12 protein-coding genes are annotated in these 14,351 nt (G+C 43.5%); 8 read left to right on the top strand and 4 right to left on the bottom strand.

Going from position 1 to position 14,351, the window contains the following annotated elements:
- Positions 1-50: 50 nt before the first annotated feature.
- Positions 51-2,108, bottom strand: coding sequence for a M13 family metallopeptidase (locus tag FRZ54_RS21140; protein ID WP_147033800.1), 2,058 nt, complete (start codon positions 2,106-2,108; stop codon positions 51-53).
- A 256-nt stretch (positions 2,109-2,364) separates the two neighbouring features.
- Between FRZ54_RS21140 and FRZ54_RS21135 the strand changes: the two genes are divergently transcribed.
- Positions 2,365-4,998, top strand: a complete 2,634-nt coding sequence (locus FRZ54_RS21135) for a valine--tRNA ligase (protein WP_147033799.1) — start codon at positions 2,365-2,367, stop codon at positions 4,996-4,998.
- A gap of 99 nt (positions 4,999-5,097) precedes the next feature.
- Positions 5,098-6,909, top strand: a complete 1,812-nt coding sequence (locus FRZ54_RS21130) for an ATP-binding protein (RefSeq protein WP_147033798.1) — start codon at positions 5,098-5,100, stop codon at positions 6,907-6,909.
- Here the strand turns inward: FRZ54_RS21130 and FRZ54_RS21125 are convergent.
- Positions 6,906-7,364, bottom strand: a complete 459-nt coding sequence (locus FRZ54_RS21125; RefSeq protein ID WP_147033797.1) for a type I restriction enzyme HsdR N-terminal domain-containing protein — start codon at positions 7,362-7,364, stop codon at positions 6,906-6,908. The genes FRZ54_RS21130 and FRZ54_RS21125 overlap by 4 nt on opposite strands.
- Before the next feature lie 74 nt (positions 7,365-7,438).
- On the opposite strand from FRZ54_RS21125, the gene holA reads away from it, so the two are divergent.
- The 3 genes from holA (at position 7,439) to FRZ54_RS21110 (ending at position 11,096) form a co-directional block, all read left to right on the top strand.
- Positions 7,439-8,461, top strand: coding sequence for a DNA polymerase III subunit delta (holA, locus tag FRZ54_RS21120; RefSeq protein ID WP_147033796.1), 1,023 nt, complete (start codon positions 7,439-7,441; stop codon positions 8,459-8,461).
- A 490-nt stretch (positions 8,462-8,951) separates the two neighbouring features.
- Complete coding sequence (locus FRZ54_RS21115; RefSeq protein ID WP_147033795.1) at positions 8,952-10,130, top strand: acyltransferase family protein; 1,179 nt, start codon at positions 8,952-8,954, stop codon at positions 10,128-10,130.
- A gap of 168 nt (positions 10,131-10,298) precedes the next feature.
- Positions 10,299-11,096, top strand: a complete 798-nt coding sequence (locus tag FRZ54_RS21110) for a methyltransferase domain-containing protein (RefSeq protein ID WP_147033794.1) — start codon at positions 10,299-10,301, stop codon at positions 11,094-11,096.
- Between the two features lie 17 nt (positions 11,097-11,113).
- Here FRZ54_RS21110 and FRZ54_RS21105 read toward each other — a convergent pair whose 3' ends face one another.
- Complete coding sequence (locus tag FRZ54_RS21105) at positions 11,114-11,347, bottom strand: hypothetical protein (RefSeq protein WP_147033793.1); 234 nt, start codon at positions 11,345-11,347, stop codon at positions 11,114-11,116.
- A gap of 318 nt (positions 11,348-11,665) precedes the next feature.
- Here FRZ54_RS21105 and FRZ54_RS21100 point away from each other — a divergent pair, with 318 nt between their 5' ends.
- Positions 11,666-12,070, top strand: a complete 405-nt coding sequence (locus tag FRZ54_RS21100) for an EVE domain-containing protein (RefSeq protein ID WP_147033792.1) — start codon at positions 11,666-11,668, stop codon at positions 12,068-12,070.
- A gap of 43 nt (positions 12,071-12,113) precedes the next feature.
- The gene (locus FRZ54_RS21095) at positions 12,114-13,217 is read left to right on the top strand and encodes a carbohydrate-binding family 9-like protein (RefSeq protein WP_147033791.1); all 1,104 of its coding nucleotides are present in this window, start codon (positions 12,114-12,116) and stop codon (positions 13,215-13,217) included.
- Between the two features lie 14 nt (positions 13,218-13,231).
- On the opposite strand, the gene FRZ54_RS21090 is transcribed toward FRZ54_RS21095, so the two are convergent.
- Positions 13,232-13,756 (bottom strand): acyl-CoA thioesterase, encoded by a 525-nt coding sequence (locus FRZ54_RS21090; RefSeq protein WP_147033790.1) that lies wholly within the window; start codon positions 13,754-13,756, stop codon positions 13,232-13,234.
- A 147-nt stretch (positions 13,757-13,903) separates the two neighbouring features.
- Between FRZ54_RS21090 and FRZ54_RS21085 the strand changes: the two genes are divergently transcribed.
- Positions 13,904-14,299, top strand: a complete 396-nt coding sequence (locus FRZ54_RS21085; RefSeq protein ID WP_147033789.1) for a hypothetical protein — start codon at positions 13,904-13,906, stop codon at positions 14,297-14,299.
- Positions 14,300-14,351: the final 52 nt, after the last annotated feature.

The raw sequence follows: 14,351 nt of genomic DNA, 5'->3' as shown, positions 1-14,351 counted from the left end.
GCCCGGCTAATTTCTTAACCGGGCTTTGATCTGTAACCGGGGATATTGGATTACCAAACCCTTATTCTATCCTCCGGCTTTTTATAGTTTTTGTCGCCAGGCTGAATATTGAATGCGGCATACCATGCATCGATATTGCTGATGGGAGCATTACAACGGTATTTTTCCGGCGAATGCGGGTCGGTCAAAATGCGCTGTGCAGCTGCCTCGGGGCGTTGCGAACCGCGCCAAACCTGCGCCCATGAAAGGAAGAAACGCTGATCGGGCGTAAAACCATCGATCTTCTTTCCTGATTGTCCTTCTTTTGTTTTCTTGAATGCCTCATAAGCAATGTTTAGCCCGCCCAGGTCGGCAAGGTTTTCGCCCAGGGTCAATTTGCCATTCACATGCAGGGTATCAACTACGGTGAAGGCGTTGTATTGCGCCACTACCTGGTCGGCCCGCGATTTAAATTTATCAGCATCATCTTTGGTCCACCATTCATGCAGCGAGCCGTCGGCGTCGTACTGGCGACCCTGGTCGTCAAAGCCGTGGGTCATTTCGTGACCGATAACGGCGCCAATACCACCATAGTTTACGGCATCATCTGCTTTAAAATCAAAGAAAGGGAACTGCAAAATGCCCGCAGGGAAAACGATCTCGTTGTTTACCGGGTTGTAATAGGCGTTTACCGTTGGCGGCGTCATACCCCATCTTTTCTTATCGACAGGTTTACCCAATTGCGCAATGTTATAGTTGTAGCGCCATTTCGAGATGCGTTTCAGGTTGCCATAGTAATCGTTGCGGTCTATAACCAGGCCATCATAATTCTGCCATTTATCCGGGTAACCTATTTTCACGGTAAAAGCATTCAGCTTTTTAAGCGCATGTTCTTTGGTTTCCGCGCTCATCCAATCCAGCCGTTTTATACGGTCGCCCAAAACACTTTTCAGGTTGTTCACCAGGTTCACCATATATTCCTTTGCAGCAGGGGTAAAGTATTTTTCGACATAAAGCTGGCCCAGTAATTCGCCCAGGCTGCCATCAACCAGGCCCGACGTGCGTTCGTTGCGCGGGGTTTGTACTTTCTGCCCGCTCAATGTGCTGCTGAATTCAAAATTTGCTTTTACAAAAGGTGAGCTCAACTCAGAAGCCGACCCTTTAAGCATGTTCCACTCCAGGTAAACCTTCCAGTCGGCAACGGGTGTTGATGCCAGCATGTCATCAGCAACTTTAAAGAAACCCGGTTGCCCAACAATAACCGTATCAACGCCATTCATTTTCATCATCGGCAGCAGTTGCGACCAGTTGAGGTGTGGTGTGGTTTTATTCAGATCGGCAACCGAAAATTTGTTATACGTTTTGTTTGGATCGCGCATTTCAACACGGCTCAGTTGTGCCTTTGCCAACGCGGTTTCGATGTTCAAAATGATCACTGCATCTTTATCCGCTTCATCGGCGCTTGTGCCTGTCAGGGTAAACAGGGTGACGATGTACTTTTTATAAGCATCCCTTATCTTTTTATTGCGGTCATTGTCCTTTAGGTAATAATCGCGGTCGGGCAGGCTGGTGCCGCCTTGCCGCAATGACACGATGTTTCGCGTGGGATGTTTAGAGTCGGCCCCAACGCCTGCACCAAAAAGGGGGCTGGCGTCTCCGCTTACGCGCTCGTAGATCATTTCGTCAATAACGCCGCTCAGGTCAGATATTTTCGCGATACGGGCCAGGTCGGGCTTTATCGGGTCATAACCCTTTTTTTCAATGGACAGGCTATCCATGCCGCTGGCATACAGATCGCCAACGCGTTGTTTAAGGCTGCCTTTAGGCTGGCCCGGAGTTTTGCTCACTTCGGCCAGCAAGCTCAAAAGCTTGTCCGTATTTTGCTGGTGAAGAATGTTGAAACTGCCCCAGCGTGTTTCCTTAGCCGGGATAGCGTTATCCTTTATCCAGGTGCCGTTGGCATAATCAAAGAAGTCGTCGCCCGGTTTTATGGACAGGTCCATGTTCGCGGGGTCGATAAATTTCGCAGGCGGGCCGGTCGGGCCTTTTTTGCTGCCATCCGGAGTAAAGGCGGCGGCTGTAACCAGTACTGCACCTGCAAGCAGTAGGTGTGATAATTTGACGTTCATATTAATTATTTGAGAAAGGGCTGAATTTAGTGAAATACCCGCCACAGATACAAAGCCTGCCGCTTAACCGATGGAATACTGTTTTGTAAAGTGTTCTGAAAGTGGGTTTTAAAAGCGCGCTTGGTGCGTTTATCAAATTGTAACAATATTGTGATGGGTTGCGACGCATATAGTTTACCGATCATAATTCATAGCCGGCTATCCCAATAAACTATGAGCCATCAACTATGAACCAAAAAAGTTATTTTTGCGCGTTATGAGTATTTCTACAAAGTATCAGCCCAAAGAAGCAGAAGACAAATGGTATAGTTATTGGATTGAGCACCGGTTTTTCAGGTCGGTGCCGGATGAGCGCGAGCCTTATACCATCGTCATTCCGCCGCCGAATGTTACCGGCGTGTTGCACATGGGCCACATGCTGAATAATACCATACAGGATGTGCTGATACGCCGTGCCCGTATGAAAGGCAAAAATGCCTGCTGGGTGCCGGGGACGGATCATGCCAGTATTGCCACCGAAGCAAAGGTTGTTGCGATGCTGAAGGAACGGGGAATCAATAAAAAGGATATCGGCCGCGAGAAATTTATGGAATACGCCTGGGAGTGGAAGGAGAAATATGGCGGCATTATCCTGGAACAGTTAAAGAAACTTGGCGCTTCGTGCGATTGGGACCGGACCCGTTTTACGATGGATGAGGATCTGTCTGAAGCGGTGATAGATACCTTTATTCACTTGTACAAAAAAGGGTGGATATACCGAGGCATTCGTATGGTAAACTGGGACCCGCAGGGAAAAACCGCAGTTTCGGATGAGGAAGTAATTCGTAAAGAAGTAAATCAAAAGCTGTATTACATCAGGTACGCAGTAACTGATGGCGGTTTTTTAACGATAGCGACCACCAGACCGGAAACCATCATGGCCGATACGGCTATTTGTATCAATCCCAACGATGAGCGGTACAAGCATCTTCATGGCCAAAAAGCTTTTATCCCTTTAATCAATAAAGAAATTCCGATCATACTGGATGATTACGTGGATATGGAATTTGGTACGGGCTGCCTGAAGGTGACGCCAGCGCACGATTTGAACGACTATGAGCTTGGCGTAAAGCATAACCTGCCGGTAGTAGACATATTGAACGATGACGGAACCTTAAACGACAAGGCGCAGATATTGGTAGGAGAAGACCGTTTTGCAGCGAGGAAAAAGATCGTCCCGATGCTGGAAGAGGCCGGTTCGCTGGAAAAGATAGAGGATTACAAATCGCAGATCGGATTTTCCGAGCGGACTGATGCCGTTATCGAGCCCAAGCTTTCGATGCAATGGTTTTGTAAAATGCCTGAACTGGCAAAACCAGCCCTGGATTATGTACTGAAAGGCGATATTAAACTGATACCTGAGAAATATATCAATACCTATCGTTACTGGATGGAGAACGTAAAGGATTGGTGTATCAGTCGCCAGTTATGGTGGGGGCAGCGTATACCAGCCTGGTATTTACCCGATGGGCAATATGTGATAGCAAAAAACCGGGAAGAGGCTTTTGAACTTGCAAAAAATCTCAAATCTCAAATCTCAAATCTCAGATCCGAAGATATCACCCAGGAAGAGGACGTTGTAGATACCTGGTTTTCCTCATGGTTATGGCCTATGTCAGTGTTCGACGGATTTAAAGATCCTAACAACGACGACATTAACTATTATTATCCCACCAACGACCTGGTTACCGCCCCCGAAATATTATTCTTTTGGGTGGCCAGGATGATCATGGCCGGGCACGAATTCAGGGGTGAGGTACCTTTCAGGAACGTTTACCTGACAGGGATCGTTCGCGACAAGATCGGCCGGAAAATGTCAAAGTCGTTGGGAAATTCGCCCGATCCGCTCGATCTGATGGAAAAATACGGAGCAGACGGCGTTCGCGTCGGCATGCTTTTCTCGTCACCTGCAGGCAACGACCTTATGTTTGACGAAAGGCACTGCGAGCAGGGGCGAAACTTTGCCAATAAAGTGTGGAACGCGTTCAGGCTGGTTAAGGGCTGGAAGGTTGATGATAGCCTGGATAATAATAATACCACAGCTATTTTATGGTTCAAAAGCCGTTTTAACGAAGCTTTGGGCGAGATAGAAGGCAATTTTGCTCAATACAGGATATCCGAGGCGTTAATGTCGACTTATAAGTTGGTATGGGACGACTTTTGCGCCTGGTACCTGGAGATGATCAAACCGGCCTACGAGCAACCTATCGACAAAGAAACATATGAGGCAACGGTGTCATTCTTTGAAGATGTTTTGAAAATACTGCACCCCTTTATGCCGTTTATTACAGAAGAGTTATGGCACGACGAAGATATATTCGGTCAACGAAGCATACAGGATTGTTGCATTGTTGCTAAAATGCCGGAAATCGGGCAAATTGATACCCAGTTACTAAGAGAAACAGAACTGGTTAAGGAACTGGTAACCAAAATACGCGAAGTAAGGCAGAGCAAAAAAATGTCGCCAAAGGAAAGCCTTCAGCTTTTAATAAAATCAAACTCGGGCATTGGCTACGACAGCTTTCAAACCATTATTTCAAAGATGGCCAACATCAGCGAAATTAGTCCTGCTGATAGTAAAACAGATAGCGCAATTGCGTTTAGGGTTTCTACAGACGAGTTTTTTATCCCGATGGAAGAAGATCTGGATACTACAGCTGAAATAGAAAAGCTGCAGAAAGAGAAAGAATACCTGCTCGGCTTTTTAAAATCAGTAGAAGCAAAACTCGGTAACGAACGTTTTATGCAAAATGCCAAACCCGAAATTATTGAGAACGAGCTCAGGAAAAAAGCCGATGCTGTGGCCAAATTGAAAATAATCGAGAACAATTTACTCGGGTTGGCAGGCTAATTGTTAATAAAAGGGCGACTCCTTGAAAAATCGGCACCTGCCGAAAGGGTTGGGTATTGTATTTTTAATTAATATTTAATAGATCAGGGCTACCCCACGATGAACAGAGACGTAGGTTTTTTTAACTTCTCGGTAAATAAGATATTGACCAGGGAGCAAACCATCCTTGACCAGGCACGAATACGCCTGTTGTATTATGGTTTGTGGCTCGCCATCATTGCGGTTTCAGCCCTGGTTGTTAATATCTATCTCGATCACCAATACCTGCTTGCCTTTACCACACTGATATTGCTTGTCAGTTTTATCATTTTATTTAAATACTTGACCTTCCGACCGCGCTGGGGCATCATATCGCATATTTTGCTGGTGATGGCTACTATGGTAAACCTTACCAATGTTTTTATTACCCTGCAAACAGTAGATATTATTACCGCGCAGATCGTGCTGCTCATCATCATATTCAGTTTTTATATGCTGGGCCAGGCAAGCGGGATGTTTTATTCGCTAATGAACCTGATACCGGTATTACTGTTTTTGATACTGGAGTATGACAACAACTACGTGATAGGCATCAAGCCTATGACAATAGATGAGTCTACTATCATCATTGCGGTATGTGCTAATTTTATCCTCATTATCTTCATGCACAGCCATTTCTATACGGCCTTTATTAAAAGCATGAAGCAGTTGAGGGCAACCGCTGAGGAAAGGGGTAACCTGAATGTAGAGCTGGAAAAAGTGATAGAGAAGGCTGAAAAATCAGCTCAGGCTAAATCGGAATTCCTGTCCATCATGTCGCATGAGATACGCACTCCGCTGAACGCGGTGATAGGCATGGGTAACCTGCTGATGATGGGAAACCCGCGGCCCGATCAGCGGGATAACCTGGATATTTTAAAATTCTCGGCTAACAACCTACTCGCCCTTGTAAACGATGTGCTTGACTTTAACAAAATTGAAGCAGGCAAGGTTGTGTTTGAGAATATCAAATTTAAAATACCTGACCTGATGCAAAATGTATGCGGCGGGTTGCGGCTTAAGGCTGAAGAAAAGGAACTTGAATTCAGGGTTTCCATTGACAGCAGCCTGAAAAATAAGGTTGTGATCGGCGACCCGACAAGGCTAACCCAGATCATATTTAACCTGATAAGCAATGCCATTAAATTTACGCCTTCGGGCAATGTTTGGGTAAATGTAAAATGCGTTGAGGACAGGCATAATATCGTAAATGTTAATTTTTCGGTTAAAGACACCGGTATTGGTATCGAAAAAGAAAGCCTTGCAACGATATTTGAGCCTTTTACCCAGGAGTCCATCAGTACTACCAGGCAATACGGCGGCACAGGCTTGGGTCTGGCCATTGTAAAGCGTTTGCTCGAGCTCCAGGGCTTGCATATGGAGGTGCAAAGTACGCTTGGCGAGGGCTCGGAATTTTCATTTGATATGGAATTTCCTGTTTCTACAGAAGTCGCTCCGGCGCCGGAAGAAAATGATCAGCCAGTGTCTGTGGCAACTCCTATCGATTCAATGAGCCAGCTAAGGGTGTTGATAGCCGAGGACAATATGGTAAACGTGATGCTGATGAAAAAGCTTTTTTCCAAATGGGGCATCACACCTACTATAGCCGAGAACGGCGAGCGTGCTATAGAGATGGTACAATACGGCAATTTCGATATTATCCTGATGGACCTGCAAATGCCCGTTCTGAATGGATTTGACGCAGCTACCGAAATACGAAAAATGCGCGATCCGCGTAAGGCCAACATTCCTATCATTGCCCTTACCGCATCGGCACTGTTCGACATAAAAGAACGTGTATTTAACTCCGGCATGAACGACTATGTGTCCAAGCCGTTCAAGCCCGACGAGTTGAAAGAAAAGATACAGAACCTGGTAGCTACTATAAGTTAAAAATAGACGTCCTTATAATTCGGTAAGTCTTCTATAAAACTATAATCGCGTTTTTCAAAATTTATCCGGCAGTAATAATGTTCGAGCCCGTTGCTGACGGCGAGTAACGATACTTTGTGCACCATATTATAACGTGCCACCTGGTCGAATACTTTCTGGTCGATACTGACGGATGGTGCCTTACATTCTATCAGGAGTATCCTCTCACCTTTGGGGTTGAAAACCACTATATCGGTTCGCCGGGCCTTACCGTGTAATTTCAGTCCTCCTTCAAGTTTGATCAGCGATTTCGGGTACCCCTTTTGGTTGATGAGGTATTGAACAAAATGCTGGCGCACCCATTCTTCAGGGGTTATAATGATGTGCTTTTTGCGTATCTCGTCAAAAATGGCCAGCACGCCATCCTGCTCAACGATCTTGAAAGGGTAGGGCGGTAGTTGAAGTGGCTGAAGCATTATTCCAAAAGTAAAAATTCAAAATTCAAAATAGCAGGCTTTTCGTTTTTGAATTTTTACTTTTGACTTCCTCTATGACGGCGACCGAAATAATAAAAGACTTTAAAAACCGAAAGCTAAAGCCCCTGTATCTTTTGCACGGCGAAGAGCCTTATTTTATCGACCTGGTAAGCAACTATGCCGAAGATAAGTTATTGTCTGACGCTGAAAAAGGATTTAACCAGACGGTGCTTTACGGTAAGGACACAGATATAATGACCGTGCTCAATGCCGCCAAGCGTTACCCAATTATGTCCGATTATCAATTGGTGCTGGTGAAAGAAGCGCAGGACATGAAATGGGGTAAGGAAGACGATGATAAAAAGGGGATAGACCCGGTATTAAGCTACCTGGAAAATCCATTACGCAGTACTGTTCTTATTTTCTGTTATAAATATGGAAAGTTTGACAAGCGGAAGAAAACCTACAAAGCGATAGATAAGAACGGGCTCGTCTTTGAATCAACGTCATTATACGACAATAAGATACCTGCATGGATAGAAGACTATGCCGGTGAAAAGGGATATAAGATGGACGGACAGGCGACGGCTATGATGGCCGAATACCTGGGGAACGATCTCTCAAAAATTGCCAATGAACTGGATAAGCTAATGCTGAACGTAAGTAAGGGCCAATCCATAACATTACAGCATGTGCAGGATAATATCGGCATCAGCAGGGAATACAATGTATTTGAATTGCAGTCTGCCCTAAGCCGCAAGGACCCGCTGAAGGTAAACCAGATCGTTAATTATTTTGAAGCCAACCCAAAATCCAATCCCATGGTGCTGGTTTTGGGTAATTTGAATAATTTCTTCAGCAAGGTGTTGTTATATCATTATGCAAAGGATAAGTCGCCTCAAAGCCTTGCGCGCGAATTAGGAGTTAACCCTTATTTTGTAAAAGACTATGAACTGGCAGCGCGCAGTTATAATTATGGGAAAACTATGCAGATAATTAGTTTGCTTCGCGAATATGACCTGAAAAGTAAAGGTGTCGACTCAAACGACGGACCTGGCGAATTGATGAAAGAACTAATGTTTAAGATATTGCATTAACTATGCGGGGTGGAAAATGCTCACTTATTGGGGACAGTGACCCCAAACCCTCTTTGTTTTGAATTGTGTTTAATCAATTCAAAACACATAAAGCCGATTAGAGCTAAAAAAGCATAAAAAGCTATATTTTGATATATGTTTCCTACGCTTGCTATCGTTTGAATATCCATTGCGTTAGTTTAGTATTAGTTAAGTATACGTACAAAACTAAATAATAGTTAATTAAAAATAAAATTTTATATTAAAATGAAAATTATTGTAATTTAAATGTTACATTCTACTTTGCATTAAACGTAAATTTTTCTAAATCTGCACTTTACATGCCAATTTTAATTTGGTGAGAAATAAGGAGTAATGCAAAATACCTAACTGGAACATTATTTGCTATTATCCCGTTTAAAACCGCTGTCAATACATTATTTATTATAACATATAAACATCAATACTGTTTTGCCGGAATTAACAGAAAAACTAATTTGCAATTTTTAAAATGGATCCTTTTAATTCCCGGTTTATTTTAAGTGAGAAAAGATGGCTTTGGATCGATTACGATAAAGGCATCAGTATTATGTTCGTCGGTTTCGGGCATTGCTTCCTGACCCTGAACGGCCACGGCCTGCCGTTGAATGACTACCCTTTTATTAATTATCTCAATACTTTCCTTTACGGATTCCGGATGCCTTTGTTTTTTATCATATCCGGCTTGCTGGTGGGTAAAAGCCTTGCAAAAAAAGGATATGGCGGCTATGTTTCAGACCGTGTCAATAATATATTATATCCTCTGTTGATATGGGGTTCAGTACAGGTAACCCTTCAATTGTTGGCGGCACGATTTACCAACAATGGTACCACCCCGTGGAATTACATCTATCTAATCACCGACCCCCGACAGAACGGGCCATTCTGGTATCTGAACGCTTTGTTTTTTATTGGCGGAATATATGCGCTTTTAAAATCAAAACTGAAGATCAGCCCGGTATTGCATATCATATTTGGTTTTGCCCTGTATTCGGTTTCGGCTTATATGAAAACACATCAGATCGACAAGGGCTTTTTGAACGATATTTGCGAATATTATTTCTTTTTCGCGCTTGGCGACCTGATTTCTAATATCATGCTTGCCGAAGGTAATATAGAGCGTTTTACCTCCTGGAAAATATTCCTGCCCCTGCTGGCTGTATTTGTATACGTTCAGTATCATTTCACGCAATTGAACATCAAGCCCACACCGCTTGGTATGCAGTATGTAGAATACCAGCAGCCCTTTTGGTTCCTGATCGAAGCGCTTATCGGGTGTGTTACCTCGGTTAGCTTTTCCTTCTTGCTTCAGCGATACAAGGCGCTGACCTTTATTCGTATCGTTGGTTATCACTCGCTGTTTATTTACGTTATGCAGATCGTCACCATGTCGTTTACGCGTATCGTTTGTATGAACGTGTTCCACCTGTATTATGTTCCCGCGCTGGTGCTTATCGTATGGACATCGGGTATTGTACTACCGGTGTTCTTTTACAATTTCTGCCTTAAGTATGGCTTGTGGTGGTTATACACTTTCAAGAAACCTAAGAAACAGGTTGAATACATGAAAACGGCCAGTATATTTTGGTTCAATCGCAGCAAAAAGACAGAGATCAAACTCGAAAAGGAAGCGTTGACCAACACAAATTGATAGCTGCCGCGTTTGGTTTTTTTTTAAGAAAAACTGGCTGATTGCACATTAGTTGTCATTAATGACTATATTGAGGTCAATATGATATTAATTTCTAAACATATTAAACTAAAATGCTATTTTTTCAAATGACCAGATAAAATTTAAACCCCATCACCATCTCTCTGAATGAAAACAATACTAAAAAAAGGAAAACGAGCTGCCGAAAAGACACTTATTGGGGCATCGCAGGTTTACTATAACCTGGCCGGCAATAAGGTTGAGTGCAATATATGTCATTACAAGGCAAACAAACTTAAAAGCAACAGTTGGCACGCTTATTCAAGCTGTCCTAATTGCGGTTCTACCGTTCGTAGTCGTTTATTGGTAGCCGCTTTAACCATGTTGGATGAGTTCAGTGAAAGCAAACTGATCGTTGGCAAAAGAGTGCTTCATTGCGCACCTGAAGAAGCTACTAAAAGGGCAATAAAAGGAAAACCAGCGGTATACAAAACTGGTGATTACCTTGCAGAGGGTTATGATTACGGTGACATAGATTACAACCTGGATATAACAGATATGAAACAAATAGGCGACAAAAGTTTTGATTGTCTTATTGCCTGCGATGTTTTAGAACACGTTTATAATCTTCAGAATGGCCTGACCGAAATTTATCGGGTGCTTGACAATGGAGGCTATTGTATCCTGACGGTGCCGCAAAAGGACCATCTTGATAAGACTTACGAGGACTTGACCATCACCGACCCAAAAGAACGGGAAAGGCTTTTCGGACAGGATGATCACGTCAGGATATTCGGTGACGACTTTGTTGACATGCTGGAAAAAGTAGGTTTCAAAGTAACCGCCGTTGATGAAAAGTTCTTCGATAAAGCTATTGTCGACAAATATGTACTGTTCCCGCCTGTATTGTCAAAACACCCTATGGCAACAAATTACAGGAAGGTGTTTTTCGGAAAAAAAGTCTGATTATAAACCTGGTACAATTACATCCGCAAACGTAACGATACAGAACGCCCAAGTGCCTGTACCAGGTCGGGATCGATAGTGCTATTGTCGTCTTTTTGCACCCAGCCCTTATTTTGATCGCGTTGCAGGCCAATTGTTTCCCCGTCTAAAATCAATTCGAGTTCGGTAGTGTCGCGGTCAATTAACTTACTGTTGACGATCTGATACGCGTAGTCGGTATCATTGAAAGTTATTCTTAGCGGTAATCCCATATGCAGATGTTCGTTTGTAAAGATAGACTTGTTATCAGGAAAGTGCCGGTTTTTTCAAAAAAATAATCAGTTGATTTTGAGATAGCTGGAAAGATAATGTCAATCCGGCTTGGAAATTAGGTTATTAAAACTCCCTGGTCAGTTGTCTAATTCCATCTTAAGATAGAAACGGCATTAATGAGCTCCTTCTGTCACAAAAATTGAATCCATTAGATGAAATTATTTAAGCGCTGATCTGTACAGTAAAAATTTAGACACAGTTAACCGAACGTTCCCTGATATTTATTACAACTGTTATATTTGGTGAAAACTTGTATCATGAACTATTGGCTCGTCAAATCAGAACCTCATAAGTATAGCTGGGAACAATTTAATAAGGATGGCCGTGCCGTGTGGGATGGTGTCCGCAACTTTGCTGCCCGGAATAACCTGAGGGCTATGAAAGAGGGCGACCTGGTGTTCTTTTATCACAGTAACGAGGGTAAAGATGTTGTCGGCATAGCCAAAGTGGCAAGGGAATCGTACCAGGACCCGACTACCGACGATACCAATTGGCTGGTGGTCGATCTTGTGCCGGTTGAGGCCCTGAAAAAGTCCGTGACTTTGGCGCAAATAAAAGCCGAACCCGCACTCAAGGACATCCAGTTAGTAAAGCTCGGCCGCCTTTCTGTATCGGCGGTAAAAAGGGAAGAATTTGATAAGATAGTAGAGATGGGGAGTTAAAACCTAAATAATTGACCATTATCTAACTGCCTTAACTTCGCCCGTGTCCAGATACCTGCTTTTTTCCGCCTTTCTTCTTAATGCTTTCGTCTTAAAGGCACAGTCATCTTTTAAGGGATTGGAAAACCTGTTTACTACACCGGGGAACTATATTGTTTATCACACTGAATTTCCGCCGGTGATCGACGGCAATATCAACGAACTGGCTTGGCAGCGCGTACCCTGGACAAACGAATTTGTAGACATTGAAGGCGCAGATAAACCCAAACCACCGCTTTCCACCAAAATAAAAATACTTTGGGACGATAGCTGCCTTTATATTGCTGCGCAGCTTACCGAGCCACAGGTTTGGGCAACGCTGAAGAACAGGGACGATATTGTTTTTCATGATAATGACTTCGAATTTTTTATAGACCCATATAACACCGCGCATAATTATTTTGAGGTAGAGGTAAATCCGCTGAACACCATTTTTGACTTGTTCCTTAACAAGCCCTATCGCGATGGCGGAGCGCCGTTAAGCAATTGGGATGTTAAGGGACTGCGGTCGGCCATAAAAATACAAGGCACACTCAACGATCCATCAGACAAGGACGAAGGCTGGACGGTTGAAATGGCCATTCCTTTCAAATCCATTAGATTGGGAAATGGCGCACTGCCACATGAGGGGACAACCTGGCGGGCTAATTTTTCGCGGGTAGAGTGGGACACTCAAGTGGTGGATGGTAAATATGTTAAACTTACCGGAAGTGCCGGCAAACTATTGCCAGAACATAACTGGGTATGGTCGGCACAGGGGCTCATCAATATGCATTATCCCGAAAGGTGGGGCTATTTGCAATTCAGCCGGGCCGAGCCGGGTAGTGTTAACTTTGAAATGCCTTATTCCGAATTTCAAAAGCAATATCTGTGGCTCATCTATTACCGCGAACAGGAATGGTACAGGCTGCATAAGGTTTACAATAAAAATTTGACGGATCTTGGCCTGGATCAAACAGTAATAGTCAGCCAAAAAACTAATAAATTACGCCTTGAAGCCACAGAACACCAGTTTATGGCTTTTATAAAAGATGAAGACGGCAAAGTTGCCTGGAGCATCAGCCAGGATGGGCTCGTAAAACAAGTAGCTGACCGGCCGGGTGAATAAATCTTGACCGGGATTCAATCTTTCTGATCCGAAAAAAACAAAGCTTTCAGTTCCGTAGCGTCATCCGGCTTCATTTTTCCGCCCAGAATAAGGCGCAGCTGACGGCGGCGTAATGCCCCGGCATATAACAATTTATCTTCCTCGGTTTCCGGCTCCAGCGATGGAACGGGTATCGTGCGCCCGCTTTGGTCCACCGCTACAAAAGTGTAATAAGCCTCGTTGCTTTTAACCTTTGTTGCCGAAGGTATATTTTGTGCCCATACATCCAGCCGCACTTCTACCGAAGTGGTAAAGGCACGTGTGACTTTTGCCTCAATGGTAACCACGTCGCCCAGCTTGATAGAATGCTTGAACGAAACATTATCCACCGAAGCGGTTACCACGATACGGTTGCAATGTTTCTGCGCCGATATGGCGGCCGCTATATCCATCCAGTGCAATAAGCGCCCTCCCATCAGGTTATGCAATGTGTTGGTATCGTTAGGCAATACCAGTTCATTCATAATGGTATGTGATTCTTTGGGTGTTCTGGACTTCATGGATATGGGTTTTACTGCAAATATACATTAACGCATTTAAACCGAAATCATGATCGCATATCAAGTGCGCCTTTAAATTTAAAGGCCCTTTAAAAAATTGATAATTAATAAAATACATGGTAACTTTATTTTGTAAACCAATATTTTATGAAAACGAAACCTTATAAGATCTTTACGTGTTTATTGGTGATCTTACTCTTGAGTCACTGTAAGAAAAATGGAGTTAATATCCCCAATGTTGATCATTTGCAATTTTCAATAACAGGACAAACACACCATTTGGGAAATGTCCAATCGTATGAAGTAACCGGGAACGACTTCCAAATGTCTTCTACTGTAATAAGTGCACATAATACTGTCCTCAACGATCCGGCAGACGTAGGTGAAGCTATAACTATCAATATCTTTCATGCAGCAACGCTAAAAGCAGGGGACAACTTTACAACCAACGATATTAAAAAGGAAGGTATTTTAATTACTTATAGTGCGGGCAATGCCGATATAAGCACATCCGTAGCGGGGAAGCAGGGAACTGTGACATAACCGATGTGACATCAAGTTATATCAAGGGGACTTTTTCGGTACAGGAGTTTAC

Source organism: Mucilaginibacter ginsenosidivorans, assembly GCF_007971025.1.
Classification (GTDB): domain Bacteria; phylum Bacteroidota; class Bacteroidia; order Sphingobacteriales; family Sphingobacteriaceae; genus Mucilaginibacter; species Mucilaginibacter ginsenosidivorans.
Note: the sequence above shows the minus strand (reverse complement) of the source record. Positions and strands in the feature narration are given on the sequence as shown.

Excerpts from the sequence above, each read along its gene's own strand:
- FRZ54_RS21140 (WP_147033800.1), bottom strand. The coding sequence starts at position 2,108 with ATGAACGTCAAATTATCACACCTACTGCTTGCAGGTGCAGTACTGGTT.
- FRZ54_RS21135 (WP_147033799.1), top strand. The coding sequence starts at position 2,365 with ATGAGTATTTCTACAAAGTATCAGCCCAAAGAAGCAGAAGACAAATGG.
- FRZ54_RS21130 (WP_147033798.1), top strand. The coding sequence starts at position 5,098 with ATGAACAGAGACGTAGGTTTTTTTAACTTCTCGGTAAATAAGATATTG.
- FRZ54_RS21125 (WP_147033797.1), bottom strand. The coding sequence starts at position 7,364 with ATGCTTCAGCCACTTCAACTACCGCCCTACCCTTTCAAGATCGTTGAG.
- holA (WP_147033796.1), top strand. The coding sequence starts at position 7,439 with ATGACGGCGACCGAAATAATAAAAGACTTTAAAAACCGAAAGCTAAAG.
- FRZ54_RS21115 (WP_147033795.1), top strand. The coding sequence starts at position 8,952 with ATGGATCCTTTTAATTCCCGGTTTATTTTAAGTGAGAAAAGATGGCTT.
- FRZ54_RS21110 (WP_147033794.1), top strand. The coding sequence starts at position 10,299 with ATGAAAACAATACTAAAAAAAGGAAAACGAGCTGCCGAAAAGACACTT.
- FRZ54_RS21105 (WP_147033793.1), bottom strand. The coding sequence starts at position 11,347 with ATGGGATTACCGCTAAGAATAACTTTCAATGATACCGACTACGCGTAT.
- FRZ54_RS21100 (WP_147033792.1), top strand. The coding sequence starts at position 11,666 with ATGAACTATTGGCTCGTCAAATCAGAACCTCATAAGTATAGCTGGGAA.
- FRZ54_RS21090 (WP_147033790.1), bottom strand. The coding sequence starts at position 13,756 with ATGAAGTCCAGAACACCCAAAGAATCACATACCATTATGAATGAACTG.
- FRZ54_RS21085 (WP_147033789.1), top strand. The coding sequence starts at position 13,904 with ATGAAAACGAAACCTTATAAGATCTTTACGTGTTTATTGGTGATCTTA.